Raw genomic sequence first — 23,970 nt, forward strand, 5'->3', positions numbered from 1 at the left:
GGCCGGCGGAATGTTGTACGGCAACGGTGGCACCGGCGGTTTGGGCGGCTCAGCGCTGGCGGGCGTGAACGGCGGCAACGCCGGCGCCGGCGGTGCGGGAGGCAGCGCGCTTCTCTTCGGTGCTGGTGGGGCGGGCGGCCAGGGCGGCGCGGGCCTTACGGGCGTCGACGCCGTCACCCCCCTCAACGGCACGGCCGCTACCGGCAGCACCGGCCTGGCCGCCGGTAACGTCGGCGGACCCGGCGGCGCTGGCAGCAACGGGACTGTAGGGCAGATCGGCGGAACCGGCGGGGCGGGCTACGGCCCCACCGTCCCAAACTCAAATGCCGACGCCCAGGGCGGCACTGGCGGCATTGGCGGTGTCGGGGGCGGTGGTAGCAACGCCGGCGGTGCAGGCGGGGGCGGTACCGGCGGCGCCGGGGGGCTGGGCGGCAACGGCGGGCTGCTGTTCGGTGGCGGTGGGGCAGGCGGGCACGGCGGTACGGGCGGCATGGGTGGCACCGGCGGCGTAGCCGCGAACGGTGGGCTGGGCGGCAACGGCGGTACCGCTACCACTTCCAGCAGTAACAACGTCAACGCAGTCGGCGGCGGCGGCGGCTACGGCGGCATCGGGGGCGTCGGCGGTACCGGGGGTGTCGGCGGAACCGGGGGTGTCGGGGGTGGCGGAGGTCGCGGCGGAATGCTGTTCGGTGCCGGCGGTGCGGCCGGCACTGGGGGCACCGGCGGTCTGGGCGGCCATGGCGGCTTTGCCGGCACCGGGGGACTTGGCGGCAACGGTGGCAACGCCTACGCAATCAGCCCTGGCAGCGAGTTCGGGATCGGTGGCAACGGGGGCGTCGGCGGCATCGGCGGTGTGGGCGGTACGGGCGGGCAAGGCGGGTCCGGCGGTGCCGCCGGAACGGCGGGGCAGGGAGGCTTGTTCGGCCAGGCGGGTGCCGGCGCCACCACGGGGGCGGGCGGCGCCGGAGGCTCCGGCGGGGACGGCGGCGCAGGTGGCGGAGGGGGCTCCGGCGGCGTCACGGACAAGTTACCCGGGGGTACCAAGGATCCCATCGGTCCCCTCGGTATCGCCGGGGCGCAGGGCAGCGGTGGTGGCGGCGGCGCCGGCGGCGCGGGCGGGTCAGGCTCAATTGCCGGCGCGACAGGCAACAACGGCGCTACGGATGGTGCCTAGCGCACCCGGCTGGTCACCTCACGAACGTGCGCAGAATGTCAGCTGATGCGGCGTGTCGGTGTACAGACACGCACGCTCGCGGGCAGCAGGTCAGGCGAACGCGGTGTCGATGATCTCCTGCTGCTCGACCGCATGCACCTTCGAGGACCCCGACGATGGCGCCGACATCGCCCGCCGCGAGATCCGCTTGATCCCGCTGAGCCGCTCCGGCAGCACCTCCGGCAGCGTCAGGCCCAGCGACGGCCAGGCGCCCTGGTTGGCCGGCTCCTCCTGCACCCAGAAGTACTGCTTGGCGTTCTGGTAGCGGTTCAGCGTCTCGTCGAGCCGGCGCCGCGGCAGCGGGGCCAGCTGTTCGAGCCGAACGATCGCCACGTCGTCGCGCTTGTCCTTGACCTTGCGGGCCGCCAGTTCGTAGTAGAGCTTGCCGCTGGTCAGCAGGACCCGGGTGACCTTGCTGCGGTCGCCGTCGCCCTCGTCGTAGGTGGGTTCCTCGATCACCGAGCGGAACTTCATCTCGGTGAACTCCTTGATGTCGCTGACCGCGGCCTTGTTGCGCAGCATCGACTTCGGTGTGAACACGATCAGCGGCCGCTTGACACCGTCCAGGGCGTGCCGGCGCAGCAGGTGGAAGTAGTTGGCCGGGGTCGAGGGCATCGCGATCGTCATCGAACCCTCGGCCCACAGCTGCAGGAAACGCTCGATGCGCCCGGACGTGTGGTCGGGCCCCTGGCCCTCGTGTCCGTGCGGCAGCAACAGCACTACCGTCGAGAGCTGACCCCACTTTGCCTCACCGGAGCTGATGAACTCGTCGATGATCGACTGGGCGCCGTTGACGAAGTCGCCGAACTGCGCCTCCCACAGCACCACGGCGTCCGGGTTGCCCACGGTGTAGCCGTATTCGAAGCCCACCGCGGCGTATTCCGACAGCGGCGAGTCGTACACCAGGAACTTGCCGCCGGTGGGGGTGCCGTCCTTGCTGACGGCCAGGAGCTGCAGTGGGGTGAACTCCGCGCCGGTACTGCGGTCGATGATCACCGAGTGCCGCTGGGAGAAGGTGCCGCGGCGGGTGTCCTGGCCGGAGAACCGGACCAGCTTGCCCTCGGCCACCAGCGAACCAAGCGCCAGCAGCTCACCGAACGCCCAGTCGATCTTGCCTTCGTAGGCCATCTCGCGGCGCTTGTCGAGCACCGGTTGCACGCGCGGGTGGGTGGTAAATCCTTCCGGTACCGCCTTGAACGCGTCACCGATGCGGGCCAGCAGCGCCTTGTCCACCGAGGTGTCCAGGCCGGCCGGGATCATCTGCAGCGACTCGACCGACTCGCTGGGCTGGGCGCCGTGTTTCTCCAGCTCCTTGACCTCGTTGAACACCCGCTCCAGTTGCCCCTGGTAATCGCGCAGTGCGTCCTCGGCCTCTTTGAGCGAGATGTCACCGCGGCCGATCAACGCTTCGGTGTAGCTCTTGCGGACGCCGCGCTTGTTGTCGACCACGTCGTACATGTACGGGTTGGTCATCGACGGGTCGTCGCCCTCGTTGTGACCGCGCCGCCGGTAGCACAGCATGTCGATGATGACGTCTTTGTGGAACCGCTGCCGGAAGTCGACGGCCAGCTGCGCCACCCACACGCACGCCTCGGGGTCGTCCCCGTTGACGTGGAAGATCGGGGCACCGATCATCTTGGCGACGTCGGTGCAGTACTCGCTGGACCGCGAGTACTCCGGCGCGGTGGTGAAACCGATCTGGTTGTTGACGATGATGTGGATGGTGCCGCCGACCCGGTAGCCGGGCAGGTGCGCCAGGTTCAGCGTCTCGGCGACCACGCCCTGGCCGGCGAAAGCGGCGTCGCCGTGCAGCATCATCGGCACCACCGAGAAGGCTTTCTCGCCGTTGCTGTCGGTGTCACCGTGGTTGAGCAGGTCCTGCTTGGCCCGCACCAGGCCTTCCAGCACCGGGTCGACGGCTTCCAGGTGCGACGGGTTCGCGGTGAGCGACACCTGAATGTCGTTGTCGCCGAACATCTGTAGGTACACGCCGGTGGCGCCCAGGTGGTACTTCACGTCACCGGAGCCGTGCGCCTGCGACGGGTTCAGGTTGCCCTCGAACTCGCTGAAGATCTGTGAATACGGCTTGCCGACGATATTGGCCAGCACGTTGAGCCGGCCGCGGTGCGGCATCCCGATGACCACCTCGTCCAGGCCGTGCTCGGCGCACTGATCGATCGCAGCGTCCATCATCGGGATGACGCTTTCGGCGCCTTCGAGCGAGAAGCGCTTCTGCCCGACGTACTTGGTCTGCAGGAACGTCTCGAACGCCTCGGCGGCGTTGAGCCGGCTCAAGATGTACTTCTGTTGTGCCACAGTCGGTTTGACGTGCTTGGTCTCGACCCGCTGTTCCAGCCAGCGCAGCTGCTCGGGGTCGAGGATGTGGGTGTACTCCACGCCGATGTGGCGGCAGTACGCGTCGCGCAGCAGGCCCAGCACGTCGCGCAGCTTTTTGTACTCCGCGCCGGCGAACCCGCTGACCTTGAACACCCGGTCCAGGTCCCACAGCGTCAGCCCGTGGGTCAGCACCTCGAGGTCGGGGTGGCTGCGGAACCGCGTCTTGTCCAGCCGCAGCGGGTCGGTGTCGGCCATCAGATGGCCGCGGTTGCGGTACGCCGCGATCAGGTTCATCACGCGGGCGTTCTTGTCGACGATCGAGTCGGGGTTGTCGGTGCTCCAGCGCACCGGCAGGTAGGGGATGCCCAGTTCGTGGAAGATCTCGTCCCAGAAGTCGTCCGAGAGCAGCATCTGGTGGATGACGCGCAGGAAGTCACCGGATTCGGCGCCCTGGATGATGCGGTGGTCGTAGGTGGAGGTCAGGGTGATCAGCTTGCCGATGCCCAGCTCGGCAATGCGTTCCTCACTGGCCCCCTGGAACTCGGCGGGGTATTCCATAGCGCCCACACCGATGATCGCGCCCTGGCCGGCCATCAACCGCGGCACCGAGTGCACGGTGCCGATGGTGCCGGGGTTGGTCAGCGAAATCGTCACGCCGCCAAAGTCTTCGGCGGTCAGCTTGCCGTCGCGGGCGCGGCGCACGATGTCTTCGTAGGCGGAGACGAATTCGGCGAAGCGCAGTTCTTCGCAGCGCTTGATGCCGGCCACCACCAGGGAGCGCTTGCCGTCCTTGCCCTGCAAATCGATCGCCAGGCCTAGATTCGTGTGAGCTGGTGTGACAGCATTCGGTTTGCCGTCTACCTCGGTGTAGTGGCGGTTCATGTTCGGGAACTGCTTGACCGCCTGCACCAGCGCGTAGCCCAGCAGGTGGGTGAACGAGATCTTGCCGCCGCGGGTGCGCTTCAACTGGTTGTTGATGACGATCCGGTTGTCGATCAGCAGCTTGGCCGGGATGGCGCGCACGCTCGTCGCCGTCGGCACGTCCAGTGACGCCGACATGTTCTTGACGACGGCCGCGGCTGCGCCGCGCAACACCTGCACCTCGTCGCCTTCGGCGGGCGGGGGCGGGGCGGACTTCGGAGCCGCCGCCGCGGGGGTGGGTGCGCCGTTGCCGGCAGCGCCCGCGGCGGTCGATTTGGCCGGCTTGACCGGTTCTGGGGCGGGCTTGGGCGGCGCGGCGGGCTGGGCCGCCGCGGTCTTGGCTTCGGCCGGCTTGGTTTCCGCGGGCTTGGGCTTGCTGGCCGCCGGAGCGTCCTGTCCGGTTTCGCCGGAGGACTCCGGGTTGTAGTCAACCAGGAACTCGTGCCAGCTCTCGTCGACCGAGGAGGGGTCGTCGCGGAACTTGCGGTACATCTCTTCGACCAGCCACTCGTTTTGCCCGAATGGTGAACTTATGTTGGCCACGGCCGCTGTTCGCCTCGATTCTTGTGTCCTGCAAGCGTTTTGGCGAACGCCTGCCACTCCTGGCGCCCCGGGTCACGGGGGCGCCTCACACCCCTCGGTGGTCGGTACAGGGTTCCGACCGTTTCTGACCCATAAAGGCTAGCGCTTTACCCGAGATCCGCGAGAGAGACCAACCGCTTCAGCTGGCATCCCGGACGGGCGGCAGCACGTGCAGGGTGACAGGCCACCGGTCCGGCGCCGGGCCGAAGGCCGACCGTGCGTTGCGGACCAGCTTCTTGCCCACCATCCGGTTGCCAATCGCGCCGATGATCGCGCCAATGCCGACGGGTAGCAGCTTGCCGAACATCAGTGCGCCACGTTTGAGCGCGAAACGCTTGACGAAACGCTTGAACAGGCTGTTGTTCAGTTTGGATATCGCCGCCAGCGGCAACGAGGCCATGCTTTCCGACACCCAGCCGCCGCTGGTGCGCCCGCCACCGATCAGCTCCGACACCGCGGCCTTGCTGTTGTCGCCGACCAGCACTGCCAGGATCAGCGCGCGACGCCGTTCCCGGTGGTCCAGGGGGATGCCGTACACCGACGCCAGCGCCAGCACCAACATCGCCGTCGCTTCCAGGAACAAAGCGGTTTCGCCGGCCGCCGCCGACAGTGCGGCCAAGGTGCCGATGCCGGGCAGCGTCGCGGCCGCGCCCACCGCCGCGCCGCTGGCCGTCACCGCGGCTACGAAGCGCTTCTCCAGCTTGGTCACGATCTCGGCCGGGCTGGCGCCGGGGTTCGTGCGGCGCAGGCGTGCCACGTAGGCCTCCGCCGCGGGACCCTGGATGCGAGAACTGCGTTCGATGATGTGCGCCAATGCCCGGCTGGAGGCTTTCGGCCGGCCTCCGTTGCCGACGGACTGCTGGTCCGGTACCGACTTGTTTCGTCGAGCGCTCATAGTGACCCTTTCCGGGACGGCGTCCTTCCAGGCTAACGCGCACCCCGCGAGATGAGTGCCGGGCAGGAGAGCTTCACATCATCTGGTGGTCGGTCGTCGTGGTTCCCGGCCGAAGGGCGAAGCGCAGAACGCGACGGGAATAATGCGGGCGGGACTCCTGAGTGACCCGACGCGGGAGCCGGAACGAGGTGCGACATATGAGCACGGCGACGAGCGGGGTGGCCGGGGACAGCCTCTCCGGGAGCCCCTGGGCGGCGCTGTGGGCGATGATGCTCGGCTTCTTCATGATCATGCTCGACTCGACCATCGTCGCGGTGGCCAATCCGACGATCATGGCCGCCCTGCACATCGGATACGACACGGTGGTCTGGGTGACCAGCGCCTACCTGCTGGGATACGCGGTGGTGTTGCTGGTCGCCGGCCGACTCGGCGACCGGTTCGGCCCGAAGAATCTCTACGTGATCGGCCTGGTTATCTTCACCTTCGCATCGGTGTGGTGTGGACTAGCCGGCAGCGCCGCCATGTTGATCGCGGCCCGGGTCGTGCAGGGCGTGGGCGCCGGCCTGCTCACTCCCCAGACGTTGTCGACCATCACCCGGATCTTCCCGGCGCAGCGTCGCGGCTCGGCGATGAGCATGTGGGGCGCCACCGCCGGAGCCGCCAGCCTGATCGGCCCGCTGGCCGGGGGCACGCTGGTCGACGGCCTGGGCTGGCAATGGATCTTCTTCGTCAATGTGCCGGTCGGGGTGGTCGCGCTCGCCTTGGCGATCTGGCTGGTGCCGGTCCTGCCGGTGCGCAGGCAGCGGTTTGACCTGATCGGCGTCGCGCTGTCCGGCGCGGGCATGTTCCTGCTGGTGTTCGGGCTGCAGGAGGGGCAGTCGGCGGACTGGAAGCCGTGGATCTGGGCGGTGCTGGTCGCCGGCCTCGGCTTCATGTCGGCCTTCGTCTACTGGCAGTCCATCAACAGGCGTGCGGCGTTGGTTCCGCTGGGCATCTTCGCCGACCGGGACTTCAGCCTGTGCAATGTGGGCGTGGCCGTCATCTCGTTCGCGTCGACGGCAATGATGCTGCCGCTGACCTTCTACGCCCAGTCGGTGTGCGGGCTGTCGCCGACGCGTTCTGCCCTGCTGATCGCGCCGGTGGCCATCGCCAGCGGCCTGCTCGCGCCGGTGGTCGGGCTGATCATCGACAAGGTCCACCCGGTGCCGATTCTGGGGTTCGGCTTTTCGGCACTGGCGATCTGCATGACGTGGCTCGCGCTGGAACTGCAGCCGGCCACACCGGTCTGGCGTTTGGTATTGCCGTTCGTGGGGCTCGGTGTGGGGATGGCGTTCGTCTGGTCACCGCTGGCCGCCACCGCGACCCGCAACCTGCCACACGAGCGGGCCGGCGCGGGGTCGGGTGTCTACAACGCCACCCGGCAGTTGGGTGCGGTGCTCGGTAGCGCAGGCATGGCGGCCTTCATGACGTGGCGCATCGGCGCGGAAATGCCGGAAGGTGCAAGCGCGCCCGCCACCGAGGACGCCGCCCTGCAACTGCCCGCCTTCGTGCGGGAACCCTTCTCGGCCGCGATGTCCCAGTCGATGTTGCTGCCCGCATTCATCGCATTGTTCGGCATCGTGGCGACACTGTTTCTGGTCGGGGCGATGGGCTCGGCCCGAAGCCGGCGCGAAGTCGACGACCTGGCCGGCTACGCGCTCGCGGACGACCCGGAAGAGGATGACGACGACGGCTACGTGGAATACATACTGCGCCGGGAACCCGAAGCCACCCACGACAGCGCGCCACCGTTGTTGTCCCTGACCCGGCGCAACGGTGTTCACGTGGACGGCCTGGGTCCGGTCGTGGACTTTGCGCACCAGCCAGATCCCGACGACCCGGTTGCCGGCCGACGCTGACCGTCACTGCTTCTCGGTGAGTGCCAGGAAGGCGCCGAGGTCCACCAGGCCGGCCGGCGTCGTGGGCAGGTACTGGGTCAGCAACTCCGACCGCACGATGATCGCCGCGTACTGCGCCCGGCTGATGGCGACATTGAGCCGGTTGCGGTTGAGCAGGAACGAGATGCCGCGCGGGACTTCGTCGATCGATGATGCCGTCATGGAGATGAACACGACCGGCGCCTGCCCGCCCTGGAATTTGTCGACGGTGCCGACCCGGACTCCACCGAGTCGGGCTGCCGCGAGTTTGCGACGGACCAGGGTCACCTGCGCGTTGTACGGCGCCAGCACCAGTACATCGGCGGCTTTCAACGGCCTGGTGCCGTGCTCGTCGGTCCACGGTCGGCCGATCATGCGCGCGACCTCGGCCACGATCGCTTCCGCCTCTTCGGGGCTCTCGATCGAATTGCCTTGATGGCGAACGGGCAGCACGTGCACGCCGGGCCGGTGCCCGTCCAGGCGGCGTGCCGCCGTGCACTCGGCATGCGATCGCAGCCGGCCTTCGTAGGACAGTGCCGACACGGCCGCACACACATCCGGATGCATCCGGTAGGACAGGTCCAGAAAGTATCCGCGCTCGTCGGGCAGCGTCTGTTGGCCGTCGACCAGCCATTCCAGCGCGGAGATGTCGACCTTCTCCGGGTGGGTGCCCTGACTGACCTGCGGTAGTTGCTGAGGGTCCCCAAGCAGTAACAGGTTTGCGGCCGACGGTGCCACCGCAATGGTGCTGGCCAGACAGAACTGGCCCGCCTCGTCGATCACCAGCAGATCCAGGCTGCCCGGCGGCACCCGCTGTGCATTCGCGAAGTCCCAGGCCGTGCCCCCGATGACGCAGCCCGCGTGGTCGGCGACGAAGCTCGGATACTGGCCCGCGTCGATCTCCTGCCAGCGGGCGGCGACGTGATCGTTGCGCTTCTTGGCGACGACGGCCGGATCGAGACCGGCGTCGATCGCACAATCCAGCAGGTTCTCCACCGCCGCGTGTGACTGCGCGACCACGCCGACCCGCCAGGAATGATCGGTGACCAGTTTCCTGATCACCCGGGCCGCGGTGTGCGTCTTGCCCGTCCCGGGTGGCCCATGCACCGCCAGGTAGGAGGAGTCGAGGCTCAGCGTCGCGGCGGTGATGTCGGCGACGGTGTCAGCGCCGCGCGGCAGCGCCCCACGGGTGCGCGGCGCGCGCCGCAGCAGCACATCGATCAGTGCGGTGCGGGGCAGGCTCGGCAACCCGGTGGCGACGGTCTGCGCCGTCGACGCGATGGACTCGCGCAGCGCGGCCGTCTTGACCGGCGGCCCGGGTGTCAGCGCAAACGGTCGTTGGTGGAAAACATTGCCGTCCTTGCCCGTTCGCTCGAGGATCGTCACCTCAGTGGGCAGGCTGGGATCGTCGACGGCGACGATCTCCGCGCGTCCCGCGCCGCGGCGATCCGGGTCCTCGGCCATGCCGGGCGGCGCCGGAGGTTCGTAGAGCGCGAACACCTCCGAATTGAGGTCGCCGCGGGCCAGCCCTCCCTTCAGGCGCAGCCGACGCTGCGGCTTGCGAGCTCGCGGCGGCGTATGCCATTCGGTGACGACGGACGCGGAGTCCACGACGAAAACATCTGTGTCGTCCGACCATTCATCGACGGGATAGTTCAGCCGGTCGAAGTGTGACCACCAGAACGGCTTGTCCTCGCGTTGGTGATAGCCGCGGGCGGCGGCTATCAAGGCGACTGCGGTCTGTTCGGGGGTACGGTCACCGGCAGCCGCATCCCCGGCGAACTTCGCCAGGGTCGCCGCGAGCCGATCCTGGTCGGTGATGGCCTCACGCGGGCCAACCGGCTGCACGCCGATCGGTGTGACGCCCGATTCCCAGGCGAGAATCAACAACCAGTCCCTTAGCTTGCGGGTGGACAGGCAGTCGTAGTGGTTGTACTCCTCGATCTCCTTGAGCACCGTCGCGGCCTCGTCCGCGCGGCCGGCGGCCTTCAACTCGCAGTAGCGCGCGTAGCCGGTGATCGAGTCCGTGGCGGTGGTGACGTCACCCGCGCGTAGCTGGGTGCCCATGTACAGCGGCTCGAGTGCCTTGAGGCTCAAGCTCTCGGCACCGACCCGAATGCTCTTGCGCACCAACGGATAGAGGTCCACCAGCACCCCGTTGCGCAGCAAGTCGTCGACCTCGTCCTCGCCGGTTCCGTAGCGTCCGGCAAGCCGCAGTAACGCGGTCTTCTCGTAGGCCGCGTAGTGGTAGACGTGCATGTTCGGGTAGCGCTTGCGGCGCTTGGCCACCATGGCCAGGAACTGCTTCAGCGCCGCGCGCTCTTCGGTGCGGTCGTGTGCCCAGAGCGGACGGAACTGTCCGGAGGGCCCGGCTTCCAGGACGCCGAACAGGTATTCCAGTCCCCATTGGCTGCCGTCGGCGGTCCACAGCGGGTCGCCTTCGAAGTCGAAGAACACGTCGCCCGGGTTGGGTTCCGGCAACAGGGCCAGCGGCTGCGGATCGGCCACCTCGAACTGCGGGGTGCCGCTATCGCGTTGCCGCAGCTGAAGTCCGGCCTGCGCCGTCAGCCTGTTAAAGGCTTGTGTGCCCAGGCCGGGTACCGGTCGGCTGCGGGTCGCAAGCTCCCCGATGGAGGTGACGCCGGCGTCGATCAGCTTCGCGCGCTGACTGACTCGCATACCGGCGACCAGCAGCAGATCGTCGATCGAGCGCAGCTGTTCGGTGCACAACGGACAACGGAAACAGGCCTGCACCCCGGCGTTGTCCCAGGACACCGCGCGCCCGCCCGCATAGTGCTCGTCGAGCAGACGTTGCAGCTGTGCGCGCTGGGTCCGGTACACCGGCAACAGGTCGCTGAGGCGGTAACGAACCACCGTGGCGTCACCGAGTTCCAATTCGGCGTCCGCGGCTATCGGTACCTGCGCCGCGGTCAGTGCGTCGGCGTAGGCCGCCAGTTGTAACAGCGCGGTGACCTTGGCCGACCGGGCCAGCTTGGTGTCGGTGATCCGGTACCGGTCACCGTCGCGGATCAGGAAGTCGGCGAAACCGAGGAAGCGGCCGTCGAACATCGCGGCTTGGTAGACCACCGGCGCACCCCCGGCGATGGCGCGCCGGGTGGCATCGGCTGCGGCGGTGAGACCGGCGTGGGTATAGGCGGGGCGGCCGATGACCGCGATCTCGTCCCCGAACTGCGCACGCAACCGGTCCAACCTCCGGCGCTCATGTTCGTCGCCCAGGACGGCCGTGCGCGCCAGCAGTTCGTCTTCGACGGACACCGACGGACCGCGGCCGAGCTTGGCGTCGAAATCCCGCAGCAGCGCGTATTCACACCGCGCGGCGGACGCAAGATCCGAAGCGCTGTAGACGATGCTTCCGTCGGCGATGAACACAGTTGTCACGGTAGGCGAGGGGTACGACGCCCGGGCAGCCGACGCTTGCGCTGCGCGGAACGGCCCGTTCTAAAGCTTCTGCTAGACCCCGCTTTCAACGCGTGTCTAACGTTTGTGACGCGGATCACCAGGTCGCGCCGGTGGCGATGCGGGTGCCGAACGAGATGGGTGACGGCCATGGCGACGACGCGGTCAGGCGAGCGAGGCGTCATATCCACAGGGGTGTGGACTAGAAACGAGCACGACGATTGCCGCGCCGTGTGGGTGATCCTGGCGACCATGCTGGTCGGTCGTTTCATGATCCTGGTCGACGCCACAGTCGTCGTGGTTGCCAACCCGAGCATCATGGCCTCGCTACACACCACCTACGACACGGTGATCTGGGTGACCAGCGCCTACCTGCTCGCGTTTGCAGTGCCGTTGTTGGTCGCGGGCCGTCTCGGTGACCGCTTCGGCCAGAAGAAGCTCTATGTTGTGGGTCTCAGCGTCTTCGTCGGTGCGTCGGCATGGTGCGGCCTGTGCCCCTCCGTTGGCATGCTCATCGCAGCGCGTGCGATCCAAGGCATCGGGGCCGCCTTTCTCGCGCCGCAGATACTGTCCACGGTCACCCGGTTGTTCCCGCCGCATCGTCGCGGTGCCGCGATGAGCGTGTGGGGCGTCACCGCTGCGATCGCGACACTCGTCGGGCCGCTCGCCGGCGGCGTGCTGGTGGACACGGTGGGTTGGGAGTGGATTTTTTTGGTCAACGTCCCGATTGGCGCGGTGGGACTGGCGTTGGCGGCCCGGGTGATCCCTGCGCTGCCAACTCAGCACTACCGCGTGGACTGGGTCGCCGTGGGCTTGTCCGCGGTCGGCGTTTTTCTGATCGTTTTCGGCCTGCAGCAGGGCCAATCCGCGCAGTGGCAACCGTGGATTTTGACGATGATCGTCGCCGGGATCGGGTTCATGTCAGTGTTCATCTACCGGCAGTCGACCAATGCCGGCGAGCCGCTGATCCCGCCGCGCATCTTCAGACACCGCGACTTCACCGCGTCCACCCTCGGCGTGGCAGCGATGTCGTTCACGATGACGTCGATGACGTTGCCGGTGATGTTCTACGCGCAGGCGGTGTGCGGGCTGCCCCCGACCCGCGCGGCGCTGTTGACGGCGGCGATGGCGATCGTCAGTGGTTCCCTGGCTCCGATGGTGGGCCGGATCGTCGACAGATTACACCCGCGGCGCGTCATCGGATTCGGCTTCTCGGTGGTAGCGATCGGACTGACGTGGTTGTCGATAGAGATGTCTCCGTCAACGCCGGTGTGGCGGCTGACAGCGCCCTTCCTTGCCATGGGAATTGGTGTCGCATTTGTCTGGTCTCCTCTGGCTGCCAACGCAACTCGCAACCTACCGCCACATCTGGCCGGCGCGAGTTCGGGTGTGTACGACGCCACCCGTCAACTCGGGGCGGTGCTGGGAAGCGCCGGCATGGCGGCACTGATGACGTCGCGGATCTCCGCCGAGGTGCCGGTGACCCCCGGCAGTGCCCGGCCCGTGCCCGCGGCCGGGGGCGCGGGCTTGCTCCTGCCTGAACCCTTGCGTGAGCCGTTCTGCGCGGCGACGGCACAGTCGATGTGGCTGCCCGCGTCGGTTGCGTTGCTGGGTATCGCAGCAGCGCTGTTCATGGTCGGACTCGCCGCTCCGGACGCCACCCCACGGCCGGCTGGTGTGGGACCCGACATCCCGGCCTGACAACGTGGGTTCTGTCGCAGCAAGGCGGCCAGTAGGCTCGACCCAGGCGCGGCACACCCCGCGATGAAATGAATGAACCTCGTCGCACCGCCGTCCGCGCAGCCGATTTCGCGAGCGTCCAGTCGAATATGTCGACCTACCAACCGACCGCCGATGAGGTTTCGGCAGCGCGGTATCGGCGCGGTGAGGTTTCCAGCAACCGACGACGGGCGTCCGGTGGCGGTCATGCATCTGGACGGGACGTCGCCGGCCAAAGGGGCTTTGGGTGCGTCAATGCCTTCGAAAGCTATTGCTAAAGAAGGAATGCGGCGGATGTCTAAACCTTGTGGCAGGTGATCAAGCGACCTGCGCCGGGATGCGACTTCAGTGCCGAAACGAAATTGGTGACGGCAGCTCGCAGGCGTCGTTGGCTGATGTCATCGCAATAGTGCCTGAGTTGACGCCGAGACTGCCTAGCTACTGATCACCGACAACGTATTGCCATCGTTAGCGACGGCCGCGCCGGCAAATTCGCGTGACTAACGGCCCGGCGCGTTCCCGATGATCTCCACCCCGCTGCCGTTCCAGCGGAACTTCACCACGCTGTTGAAACCGACTCCGCTGTTGTATGTCAGCGCGACGGTATCCCCGGTGCTCTGGGCGGCGTCGATCCCGTTGAAGCCGTAGGTGTCCGGCACGCCCTGCGGGATGAACCGGCCCAGGTGGAACAACACCGCGCGCGTCGTCGGGTTGTCGCCGTTGGTGTTGGCCTGGATGATCACCGCCGAGAGCTGCGCGCACTCGTTGTAGTTGCCGGCCAGCGGTTCTGGGTTCCAAGGCTGTTGACTGCGCGGGTCGCGGGGCAGCTCGGAGACGACCTTGGCGATGGTGGGCGAGCCGAGATTGACCGCGCACGGGTCGGGTGGCGCCTCGCTGCTGGCCGGCGGGGCGACCGTGCCGGGTGGCGGGTTCGCCGGTCCCGCGGTCCTCGCCGCCGTCGGGGGTTTGGTGGCCTGCGGCGTCTTGGCGACCGTGGAGTCGCCCGAGCCGCATCCGGCTAACGTCGCCGCCGCCGCGACGGCAGCCATGGCCGTCAGAGGCGCGGCACGGCAGGGGAGCGTCCACACACCGGGCACCGTACCGCTATCGGGCACAGGGGTGCGGCAGACATGGCCGAGCGGACGGCACACTCTAGACTGCATCTCCTGATGGCAATCCCCGACGATCACCCTGAAACACCCCTCGCGACGTTCGCCGACCTGCAGATTCATCCTGATGTCGTACGCGCGATCGCTGCCGTCGGCTATGAATCGCCGACGGGAATCCAGGCTGCGACCATTCCGGCGCTGATGGCGGGTTCGGACGTGGTCGGTCTGGCGCAGACCGGGACCGGCAAGACGGCGGCTTTCGCGCTGCCGATCCTGTCCAAGATCGACACCACCAGCAAAGCCACCCAGGCGCTGGTCCTGGCGCCGACCCGGGAGCTGGCGCTGCAGGTTGCCGAGGCATTCGGCCGCTACGGTGCGCATCTCAAGCAGCTCAACGTGCTCCCGATCTACGGCGGGTCGTCCTACACCGTGCAGCTGGCCGGGCTGCGACGCGGGGCACACATCGTGGTGGGCACTCCCGGCCGCGTCATCGACCACCTGGATCGCGGAACCCTGGACCTGTCGGGAGTCGACTACCTGGTGCTCGATGAGGCCGACGAGATGCTCGCCATGGGCTTCGCCGAAGAAGTCGACCGCATCCTGTCCGAGACGCCGGAGTACAAACAGGTGGCCCTGTTTTCGGCGACCATGCCCCCGGCGATCCGCAAGATCACCAACAAGTATCTGCACGATCCGTTCGAAGTCGCGTCCAAAGCGAAATCCGCCACCGCCGAGAACATTTCACAGCGCTTTATCCAGGTGGCGGGCCCACGCAAGATGGACGCGCTGACGCGGGTGCTCGAGGTGGAGCAGTTCGAGGCCATGATCGTCTTCGTGCGCACCAAGCAGGCGACCGAGGAGGTCGCCGAAAAGTTGCGCGCCCGCGGCTTTTCCGCTGCTGCCATCAACGGTGACATCCCCCAGGGCCAACGGGAGCGGACCATCGCGGCCCTTAAAGAAGGCGGCTTGAAAGGGATCGACATCCTGGTCGCCACCGATGTCGCCGCCCGTGGGCTGGACGTCGAACGCATCTCGCACGTGCTCAACTACGACATTCCGCACGACACCGAGTCCTACGTGCACCGCATCGGGCGTACCGGCCGGGCGGGGCGGTCGGGAACCGCGCTGCTGTTCGTTTCTCCGCGCGAGCGCCACCTGCTCAAAGCGATCGAAAAGGCCACGCGGCAAACGCTCACCGAAACCGCGTTGCCCACCGTCGAGGACGTCAACGCGCAGCGCGTGGCCAAGTTCGCCGACTCGATCACCAGCGCACTCGCCGACCCGGGAATAGAACTGTTCCGCCGGCTGGTGGAGGACTACGAACGCGAACACGACGTCCCGATGGCCGATATCGCGGCGGCGTTGGCGTTGCAGTCCCGCGACGGCGAGGCATTCCTGTTGGCGCCGGATCCGCCGCCGGAGCGGCGCAAAGAGCGCAAGGAACGTGACGAGCACCGAGAACGCTCCGAAAAGCCAAGGCAAACAAGGCCTTTCACGACATACCGGGTCGACGTGGGCAAGCGGCACCGGATCGGCCCGGGCGCAATCGTCGGCGCCATCGCCAACGAGGGCGGTTTGCACCGCAGCGATTTCGGCCACATCGCCATCGGGCCCGACTTCTCCCTGGTCGAGCTCCCAGCGAAGTTGCCCGGTGCGACACTGAAAAAGCTGGAACAAACCCGCATTTCAGGTGTTCTGATCAACCTTCGGCCCGAGCGGCACACCGGAAAGACCGGCCGCCGGACACCGCCCGGTGGCGGCGGCAACCCACGCCGGAAGCGCGACGCATGACAATCTCAGAGGCCGAGGACGCTCAAGGCGGTCTCGAGCAGACCGCCGGCGTCGATCGGGTCGCGTCGCTGACCGGCGTGCGTGCGGTCGCCGCAATGCTGGTGGTAGGCACCCACGCGGCTTACACCACCGGCAAGTACACCCACGGCTACTGGGGTCTGGTCGGTGCGCGCATGGAGATCGGCGTCCCGATGTTCTTTGTGCTGTCCGGGTATCTGCTGTTCCGCCCGTGGGTCAAATCGGCGGCCACCGGCAGTCCCTGGCCGTCGGTGAGTCGTTATGCCCGCAATCGGGTGCGGCGCATCATGCCGGCCTACATCGTCACCGTGTTGATCGCCTACGTGCTGTACCACTACCGCGAGGCGGGACCCAACCCCGGGCACAGCTGGCTGGGGCTAGTTCGCAACCTCACGCTGACCCAGATCTACACCGATGGCTACCTCGGCAAATACCTGCACCAAGGGCTGACCCAGATGTGGAGCCTCGCAGTCGAGGCGGCCTTCTACGTGACGCTTCCGCTGCTGGCCTATGCGCTGCTGGTGTTGCTGAGCCGGCGGCGGTGGCAGCCGAAACTGGTGCTCGCGGCGCTGGCGGCGTTGGCGCTGGCCAGCCCCGGATGGCTGGTCCTGGTGCATATCGATCGGTTCTTTCCCGACGGCGCGCGGCTGTGGCTACCCACCTATCTGGCGTGGTTCCTGGGCGGCATGATGCTCACGGTGTTACAGCAGATGGGCGTGCGCTGCTACGCGTTCTTGGCCATTCCGCTCGCGCTCATCTGCTATTTCATCGTCTCCACTCCGATCGCCGGCGCCCCTACCACCTCGCCGGCATCGCTGCCCGAGGCGCTGTGGAAGACGGTGTTCTACGCGGTGATCGCCACGCTGGCGGTGGCGCCGTTGGCATTGGGCGATCACGGGTGGTATTCGCGGCTGCTGGCCAGCCGGCCGATGGTGTGGCTCGGCGAGATCTCCTACGAGATCTTCTTGATCCACCTGGTGACAATGGAATTCGCGATGGTCTACATCGTGCGCGCACACGTGTACACCGGCCCGATGCTGTACCTGTTCGTGGCCACCATGGTGGTGACCATCCCGCTGGCCTGGCTGTTGCACCGATTCACCCGGGTCAAGGCCGGGTAGTTGAGTTCCGGCGAGTCCGATGCGGCCCAGGGCGCAAGGCTGCATCCTCGCCTCACGCTGCTGGCGGTCTGCCTGGCCGTTTTCATGCTGCTGCTGGACATGACCATCGTGTCGGCCGCTCTTGCCGATATCCAGGCCTCGCTCGACGCCGAACTCAGCGGCCTGCAATGGGTGGTCGACGCGTACGCACTGCCGATGGCGGCGCTGCTCCTTACCGCAGCCACCCTGGGGGACCGACTGGGACGACGACGGCTCTACCTGGGCGGCCTGGTGGTGTTCACGCTGGCTTCGGCCGGCTGTGCACTGGCCGGCAGCATCGAAGCACTCAACGCGTGCCGGGCGCTGCAGGGGGCGGGCGGGGCGGTGCTGCTCGGTGTCTCGTTGCCGATGGTGGCGGCGGCGTTCCCGGAACAACGCGGCCGAGGCGTCGCGATCGCGATCTACGGCGCCGTGATGGGCGCCGGCGCCGCCGTCGGGCCGCTAGTCGGTGGGGCGCTGGTCGGTGCCTTCGGCTGGGAGTCGATCTTTCTGATCAACCTGCCCATCGGGGCGGTGGCCCTGGCGATCACGGTGCGGTTCGTTCCGGAAAGCCTTGCCGCGCAGGACCGCTCGCTCGATCTGGTCGGTACGTCGATCTTGTCCGCCGCATTGTTCGCGGGCGTGTACGTGTTGATCGAGGGCAATCAGTTGGGTTGGACGAGCACAGCGATCCTGGCACTGGGCGCATTGAGCGTGTCGGGCCTGCTGATGTTCGGTTGGTGGGAGGCGCGGGTAGGCGCACCCATGCTCGACCTGCGGGTGGTCCGGCGACCGGGGTTCGCCGGCGTATCCCTCGCGGCGTTCGCGGCGGCCGGAACACTGATCGCGTCGACCAACTATCTCGCGCTGTATCTGATGAACACGCTGGGTTACAGCCCATTTCAGGCGGGCGTGCGTGCGCTGCCGTTGACCGTCGCCTGCGTACTGGGCGCCCCGCTGGCCATGATCGGCGCGCGCTACTTTCCGGCCTGGATGTCGATACCTGCCGGTGTCGCCCTGATCGCGGCGGGGCTGTGGCTGATGACCGGCATCACGGCGGACACGCAATGGACCCACTTCATCGGCGGCTCGGTGGTCGCCGGCCTCGGCCTGGGCGGCCTGTTCGCCTTGACTTCCGACATTGCACTGCAATTCGTACCGGTCGCGGATGCGGGAATGGCTACCGGCGCGGTGAGCACGGTGCGCCAGATCGGCATCCTGGCGGGAGTCGCCGGCCTGGGAGCGTTGTTCAGTCGGCAGGCGGCCGACGGCGCCCGGCAGGGGCTCGCCACCTTGCCCCTCGGCGCGGGAGCGCGTCGCACTCTCGTCGACCGCCTGTCGGCGGGCGCCGGTCTGCGAGTCCTCGATTACCTGCCGGACAACCTCAGGCCGGCGCTGCCTGCGATCGAGCGAGTCGCGCGGCAAGCCAGTGCCGACGGGATGCAGGCCGCCCTGCTGGCCGCTGCCGTTGCCGCAACGGTGTCTGCGATGGGGGCGACGGTGCTCATCGCGGTCGGCGCAGGCCGCCGCAGTGAGTCCGGGCCCGACGAAAATCGATGATTTGCTGACGGCCGGTGCTGGGTAACCTGGCGAATACCATGATGGGTGACGCGATCCTGATTCCTGCGACCGATGGCGGCCGCTACAGCATTGTGATTTCGACCGATCCCGCCGACGTCGAAGCCGCGCAACGGTTGCGATATCAGACTTTCGCCGAGGAACTGGGCGCGGCGCTGCCTCGGGCTACCCGGGGAACGCGGACGCAGGAGATGATCGATGTCGATCAGTTCGATCCGCACAGTGACCACGTGATCGCCAAGGACGACACGACCGGCCAGGTCGTCGGCTGCTGTCGGCTGCTGCCGCCCGACGGCGCGCGGGCGGCAGGAGGGATTTTCACCGACACCATCTTCGATATCGGCGGCCTGAACGACTTACGCCCGTCGCTAGTCGAAATCGGCCGGGCCAGTGTGCATTCCGCTCATCGCAACGGCGCGGTCATGGGTCTGCTCTGGGCTGGCATCATCCGTTATCAGGAACTCACCGGCCACGAATGGGGTATCGGCTGCCTGTCGGTGCGAATGGAGGCCGGTGGGCCGCGGGGCGCACTGGTGCGGGGTGTGCGGGACGTGGCCTTCGGCTCACATCTGGCGCCGCCGCAATACCGGGTCACTCCGCGAAACCCGGTGCAGGTGAACGGCTTGACCCTGACGGAGTTACCCGATCCCGGACGCGTGCGGCTGCCGCCCATGGTGCAGGGCTCGCTGCGGATCGGGGGCCTGATCTGTGGGGAACCCTCCTATGACGCCGACTTCGACATGGCTGATTTCGTCGTCCTGATCAAACGGGGAATGGTGCGTGAACGCTATCTGGAACGGTTGACGCGCGCTTATGCCCACGCCTGAACGAACGGATCTACTCGGCATCGGTTTCGGTCCATCCAACCTGGCATTGGGAATCGCTTTGGCAGAGCGAAAGATTCGCGCCGTTTTCGCCGAAGCGCAGCCGGAGTTCGGATGGCACCGGGGCATGCTGCTAACCGGTACGCGAATGCAGGTGCCCTTTCTCAAGGACCTGGTCACGTTGCGAAACACCCAGAGCAAGTTCACATTTCTCAATTACCTGAGTGAGCGCGGACGGCTCGTCGAGTTCATCGGTCGCCATACCCTGTTTCCCAGCCGCATGGAATTCCACGATTATCTCGAATGGGTGGCCGCCGGGGTCGGAGCCGATGTCCGTTATGGCCGGCGGGTGACCGAGGTGACGCCCGGTGAACCGGGGTTCGTGGTGCGCACGGATTCCGACTGGTCGATCCAGGCGGGCGCTTTGGTCATCGGTACCGGGCTGCACCCTGTGCTGCCGCACGGGAGGGTCGAAACCGACAGGCAGTGGCACAGCCACGGCCTGCTGCATCGGCTGGCCGCGATGAACTCGTCGAGCCCACAGCGATTCGTCGTCGTGGGTGCGGGACAGAGTGCGGCAGAGGTGGTCGGTTTTCTGCACCACCGTTACCCCGCCGCGGAGGTGCATGCGGTCTTCGCCCGGTACGGCTACAGCGTGGCCGACGACAATCCCTACGCGAACCGGATTTTCGATCCGTCAGCGGTCGACGACTTCTACGCCGCGGACCGGACTTTTCGGCAACGACTGCTCGACTACCACCGGTCGACCAACTATTCGGTGGTGGACCCTGAACTGATCGATGATCTCTATTCGCGCGAGTACGCCGAACGGGTTGCCGGCCGGCGCCGGCTGTTCATCGACAACGCTTCAGAGGTGACCGCCACCGAAGAACATTCCGATGGCGTGCGGGTGACGCTCACGCACCTGGTGGACCACTCCCGGCAGATCCTGGATTGCGATGCCGTCGTCTACGCGACGGGTTATGCGCCACTGGATATCCGCTGCTTTCTGGGCGCCCTCGCCGATTCGTATGAATTCGACTCGGACGGCAGGCCGTCCGTGACGCGCGATTACCGTTTGGTGCGCGGGCCGACGGCACCCGGCGACATCTACCTCAACGGCTCGGTGGAACACACGCATGGCCTGGCGTCGACCCTGTTGTCCAATGTGGCCGTGCGCGCCGGGGAGATCGCTGCCGATCTTGCGTCGCGTCACGACCCGGCGCGGCTGCCGGCGACAGATCCGCCGCCCGGCCCGGCCACCTGACGGCCAGGTCGTTCCACAACCCGGGGCATCGGGAATCCGACTCGTTGCCGGAACAAGTGCCGACAAAACCATGGCGCGGCCCGTATTCAGCTGCTAGAACGAATCGTGGCGGAAGAGGAACTCCACCTCGCCTGTCTGCAAGCGCTGCTGGAACTTTCTATGCGGGCTCCAATATCGACGGGAACGACGTCATGACGAGTTCGACCGCACCCGCGACCGCTGTCGGTGGTGGATTGCCCTCCACGCCAATCAGTTCGGTACGCCAAACCGTCATCTTCGCCGCGCTCGCGCTCGGGGTGGTGATTGCGGCAATGGACCAGGCCATGGTGGTGCCCGCACTGCCCACGATCGTGGCGGACCTGGGCAACGCCGGACAGCAATCTTGGGCCGTCGCGGCCTATCTGCTCGGCGGCATCGTCGTCGTCCCGGCGGCGGGCAAGCTCGGCGATTTGCTGGGACGTAAACGGGTGCTGCAGAGTGCCGTCGTGGTGTTCCTGGTCGGCTCGGTGTTGTGCGCGTCTGCCGCAACGATGACGATGCTGGCAGTCTCCCGCACGGTTCAGGGCATCGGCGCGGGCGCCACGTCAGTCACGGCCGCCGCCCTGGTCGGCGAGGTGTTTCCACTGCGCAGCCGCGGCAGCTACCAAGGCACTTTGGGAGCCGTATTCGGGGTCGGCACGGTCGCCGGCCCACTGTTGGGCGGCCTGTTCACCGACTTCCTCAGTTGGCGCTGGGCGTTCTGGGTCAACGTCCCCACCTCCATCCTGGTTCTCGGCGTGGCCGCCGCGGCTATTCCCGCGTTGCCGCGACGCCCCAAACCGGCGATCGACTATGTCGGGATAGTCCTGATCGGCCTGGCCACCACAGCTTTGATCATGGCTGCGAGTTGGGGTGGGACCACCTACCGGTGGGACTCGGTGCCGATCCTCGCGCTGTTTGCCACCGCCGCGGTGGGGCTGCTGGCGTTCGTCTGGGTGGAGAGGCGGGCCACGGCCGGGATCTTGCCGCCCCGGCTGTTTCGCAGCTCGGTCTTCTCTGTGTGTTCCGTGCTGTCGTTGCTCGTCGGGTTCGCGATGCTGGGCGCGCTGACGTTCGTGCCCATGTACTTGCGCTACGTCGACGGTGTCTCGGCGACCACCTCGGGTCTGCGCACGCTGCCCATGGTGGTCGGGCTGCTGACCACCTCGCTGGCCGCAGGCATTCTGGTCGGCCGGACCGGACGGTACAAGATCTTCCCGGTCGCGGGAATGGCGTTGATGGCCGTCGGATTCCTGCTGATGGCACGAATGGACGAGGCGACTCCATGGCTGGTGCAATCGATCTACCTCATCATCCTGGGCGCCGGGATCGGTTTCGCCATGCAGGTGCTCATCCTCATCGTGCAGAACACCGCCTGTTTCGAGGACCTCGGTGTGGCCACCTCAGGCGTAACGTTCTTCCGTCTGGTCGGCGGTGCTTTCGGAGCCGCGATATTCGGCGCACTGTTCGCGAATTTCCTTCAGCGGCGGGTGGGTTCGGCGTTGAAGTCCACCGGCGTGCCCGCCGAGGTGATGCATTCGCCGACGGCTTTGCATCGTCTCCCGCAGAACGTGGCCACCGTGATAGTGCGGGCGTACGCCGGTTCCCTGGCGCAGGTGTTTCTCTGCGCGGCCTTTGTCGCTTTGGTGGGGTTCGTCTTCGCGCTGTTCCTGCGTGAGGCCCCGCTCACCGGAATCCACGACAGCCCGACCTGCCTGGGCGACGGGTTTGCCGTGCCGCGGAACAAATCACCGGAAGACGTCTTGGAAATCGCGGTCGGGCATCTGCTGGCCGAGGCGCCCACGGTGCGCTTGGACGAGATGACCCGGCAGCCCGACTGCGAGCTGGACATCGCCGGGCTGTGGGCAGTGCTTCGGACATATCAACGCGAGCGGACATCGGGTACCGCGCGGCTCACCGAAATCGCCAGACATTTCCACCTGCCCTATCAAGTGCTCGAACCGGTCTTCGATCGACTGGTGCAGACCGGTTACGTGTCTCGCGACGGCGACCAGATTTCGCTCACCCCGGATGGCCTGCGACAGGTCGACTTCGTGGCTGGCGTCATCCGCCGGTGGGTGGTCGACAACCTGACCCCGCCTGCCGGTTTCGCTCACGGCGACCAGGATTTCGAGGCGGCTCTACAACGGATCACGGATAAGGTGCTGATACAACGCGACTGGTATCAAGACCTCGACGAGTTGACCGAACCCGACAGCCTCACCGGTGCGCGCTAGCGTGCCGGCCGCAATGCCGAACGTTATCCGGCCCCGGAGAGTTGTCCGGTTTCCAGCCAGTGGGCGCACTGCGCGCCGAGCTTCTGCACGGCAACCCGGTCGAAGCGCGCAATCTGCGCCGCCGTGAGTTCGCTGCGGTAGTCCCGGTTGGGACCTTTGTGAAAGAAGGCTTTAGGGCTGGACATGTGTTCCCCGTTGAACGGAGCCATCTTCTCCGCCCGACCACTCATGTAGTCGAACGAGCAATGCTCGGCGATCAGATCGATGTCCAGCGAACCTGGGTCGATGTCCAAAAACTCTGCCAGACGGGCGATTTGACCCGTCAAGTCGTCTTTGAGCTCCCGATAGTGCAACAGCAGCACGTTCGGCTCGTCGCGCAGCTCCCACCATGACTTCACCAGGTCGAACAGGTCACCGCAGCCACAGCCGCCCGTGTCGAGCCACAGATCGAAGAATGTCTGCATGTCCGGGGGGACGACCAAGGGTGCCGAACTGCCCGACCACTGAGCGTGAACCTCGTTGATCTTCGCCATCGTCGATTCGGAGTAGTTCGACAACATGTTGTGAAAGCTGATCCCGGAGTCCTTGCCGTTCCTGCCGACGAACACGTACCTGGCCTCTTGGGCGATCGGGAGGGCATCGGCTAGCAGATGCGATTTGACCACGCGCCTGCAGCCGGCGTCGCGCTGCTGCCCGAGCACGTCGAGCATCCCCGCATGGTCACCCCAACTGGAATCCAGCCAGGGCGAGGTGTCGGACAGGCTGCCGTCGTTCTCGGCCCCGTTACGCAGGATCTGCTGAATTATCCGCTGGGTCCAGGTCGTGCCCGACTTGACCGGCGTGGCGATGACGATGTCACCTTCGACGAAGCCGCCCTGGGCCAGGAAGTCGTGCCACACCAGAGAATTGGACAAATAGTCCCGCACGACTCTGGTCGGAGCAATCAACGGTTTCGTCATCGCAAACCCTGCTCTCTGCCGTACACGCCC

12 protein-coding genes and 2 pseudogenes are annotated in these 23,970 nt (G+C 66.9%); 9 read left to right on the forward strand and 5 right to left on the reverse strand.

Annotated features, from left to right (window positions below):
• Window positions 1-1,174, forward strand: a pseudogene (locus AC5Y7D_RS28430) (hypothetical protein); the annotation flags it as partial.
• A 90-nt stretch (window positions 1,175-1,264) separates the two neighbouring features.
• Here the strand turns inward: AC5Y7D_RS28430 and AC5Y7D_RS28435 are convergent.
• Together AC5Y7D_RS28435 and AC5Y7D_RS28440 are read right to left on the reverse strand one after the other, a co-directional pair.
• Window positions 1,265-5,014, reverse strand: coding sequence for a multifunctional oxoglutarate decarboxylase/oxoglutarate dehydrogenase thiamine pyrophosphate-binding subunit/dihydrolipoyllysine-residue succinyltransferase subunit (locus AC5Y7D_RS28435; RefSeq protein ID WP_499929366.1), 3,750 nt, complete (start codon window positions 5,012-5,014; stop codon window positions 1,265-1,267).
• A 178-nt stretch (window positions 5,015-5,192) separates the two neighbouring features.
• Window positions 5,193-5,948 carry a hypothetical protein gene (locus AC5Y7D_RS28440; protein WP_499929367.1) on the reverse strand — a complete coding sequence of 252 codons (756 nt, stop codon included), beginning with the start codon at window positions 5,946-5,948 and terminating at the stop codon, window positions 5,193-5,195.
• Between the two features lie 197 nt (window positions 5,949-6,145).
• Between AC5Y7D_RS28440 and AC5Y7D_RS28445 the strand changes: the two genes are divergently transcribed.
• Entirely contained in the window at window positions 6,146-7,846 is a 1,701-nt protein-coding gene (locus AC5Y7D_RS28445) for an MFS transporter (RefSeq protein ID WP_499929368.1), read from the forward strand.
• A gap of 3 nt (window positions 7,847-7,849) precedes the next feature.
• On the opposite strand, the gene AC5Y7D_RS28450 is transcribed toward AC5Y7D_RS28445, so the two are convergent.
• Window positions 7,850-11,254, reverse strand: a complete 3,405-nt coding sequence (locus AC5Y7D_RS28450; protein WP_499929369.1) for a TM0106 family RecB-like putative nuclease — start codon at window positions 11,252-11,254, stop codon at window positions 7,850-7,852.
• 279 nt (window positions 11,255-11,533) lie between these two features.
• Between AC5Y7D_RS28450 and AC5Y7D_RS28455 the strand changes: the two are divergent.
• Window positions 11,534-12,952, forward strand: a pseudogene (locus AC5Y7D_RS28455) (MFS transporter); the annotation flags it as partial.
• 548 nt (window positions 12,953-13,500) lie between these two features.
• Here the strand turns inward: AC5Y7D_RS28455 and AC5Y7D_RS28460 are convergent.
• A complete protein-coding gene (locus AC5Y7D_RS28460) occupies window positions 13,501-14,097 on the reverse strand; it encodes an LppP/LprE family lipoprotein (RefSeq protein ID WP_499929381.1) in 597 nt (198 codons plus the stop codon).
• 72 nt (window positions 14,098-14,169) lie between these two features.
• On the opposite strand from AC5Y7D_RS28460, the gene AC5Y7D_RS28465 reads away from it, so the two are divergent.
• The 6 genes from AC5Y7D_RS28465 (at window position 14,170) to AC5Y7D_RS28490 (ending at window position 22,981) form a co-directional block, all read left to right on the forward strand.
• Entirely contained in the window at window positions 14,170-15,900 is a 1,731-nt protein-coding gene (locus AC5Y7D_RS28465; RefSeq protein ID WP_499929370.1) for a DEAD/DEAH box helicase, read from the forward strand.
• Window positions 15,897-17,039, forward strand: a complete 1,143-nt coding sequence (locus AC5Y7D_RS28470) for an acyltransferase family protein (protein WP_499929371.1) — start codon at window positions 15,897-15,899, stop codon at window positions 17,037-17,039. The genes AC5Y7D_RS28465 and AC5Y7D_RS28470 overlap by 4 nt, the downstream gene beginning before the upstream one ends.
• Window positions 17,040-17,078: 39 nt before the next feature.
• Complete coding sequence (locus tag AC5Y7D_RS28475; protein WP_499929382.1) at window positions 17,079-18,617, forward strand: MFS transporter; 1,539 nt, start codon at window positions 17,079-17,081, stop codon at window positions 18,615-18,617.
• A gap of 38 nt (window positions 18,618-18,655) precedes the next feature.
• Complete coding sequence (locus AC5Y7D_RS28480; protein ID WP_499929383.1) at window positions 18,656-19,462, forward strand: GNAT family N-acetyltransferase; 807 nt, start codon at window positions 18,656-18,658, stop codon at window positions 19,460-19,462.
• A gap of 58 nt (window positions 19,463-19,520) precedes the next feature.
• Window positions 19,521-20,726, forward strand: a complete 1,206-nt coding sequence (locus AC5Y7D_RS28485) for a lysine N(6)-hydroxylase/L-ornithine N(5)-oxygenase family protein (protein WP_499929372.1) — start codon at window positions 19,521-19,523, stop codon at window positions 20,724-20,726.
• Window positions 20,727-20,917: 191 nt separating this feature from the next.
• Complete coding sequence (locus AC5Y7D_RS28490) at window positions 20,918-22,981, forward strand: MDR family MFS transporter (RefSeq protein ID WP_499929373.1); 2,064 nt, start codon at window positions 20,918-20,920, stop codon at window positions 22,979-22,981.
• Window positions 22,982-23,004: 23 nt separating this feature from the next.
• On the opposite strand, the gene AC5Y7D_RS28495 is transcribed toward AC5Y7D_RS28490, so the two are convergent.
• Window positions 23,005-23,940: a sulfotransferase domain-containing protein gene (locus AC5Y7D_RS28495; protein ID WP_499929374.1), complete on the reverse strand. Its 936-nt coding sequence runs from the start codon at window positions 23,938-23,940 to the stop codon at window positions 23,005-23,007.
• Window positions 23,941-23,970: the final 30 nt, after the last annotated feature.

This window comes from Mycobacterium sp. NGS49, assembly GCF_059812565.1.

What these genes read in the sequence shown, in the direction of transcription:
- AC5Y7D_RS28440 (WP_499929367.1), bottom strand. Translation starts at nt 5,948, where the DNA reads ATGAGCGCTCGACGAAACAAGTCGGTACCGGACCAGCAGTCCGTCGGC.
- AC5Y7D_RS28445 (WP_499929368.1), top strand. Translation starts at nt 6,146, where the DNA reads ATGAGCACGGCGACGAGCGGGGTGGCCGGGGACAGCCTCTCCGGGAGC.
- AC5Y7D_RS28465 (WP_499929370.1), top strand. Translation starts at nt 14,170, where the DNA reads ATGGCAATCCCCGACGATCACCCTGAAACACCCCTCGCGACGTTCGCC.
- AC5Y7D_RS28470 (WP_499929371.1), top strand. Translation starts at nt 15,897, where the DNA reads ATGACAATCTCAGAGGCCGAGGACGCTCAAGGCGGTCTCGAGCAGACC.
- AC5Y7D_RS28480 (WP_499929383.1), top strand. Translation starts at nt 18,656, where the DNA reads ATGATGGGTGACGCGATCCTGATTCCTGCGACCGATGGCGGCCGCTAC.
- AC5Y7D_RS28490 (WP_499929373.1), top strand. Translation starts at nt 20,918, where the DNA reads ATGACGAGTTCGACCGCACCCGCGACCGCTGTCGGTGGTGGATTGCCC.
- AC5Y7D_RS28495 (WP_499929374.1), bottom strand. Translation starts at nt 23,940, where the DNA reads ATGACGAAACCGTTGATTGCTCCGACCAGAGTCGTGCGGGACTATTTG.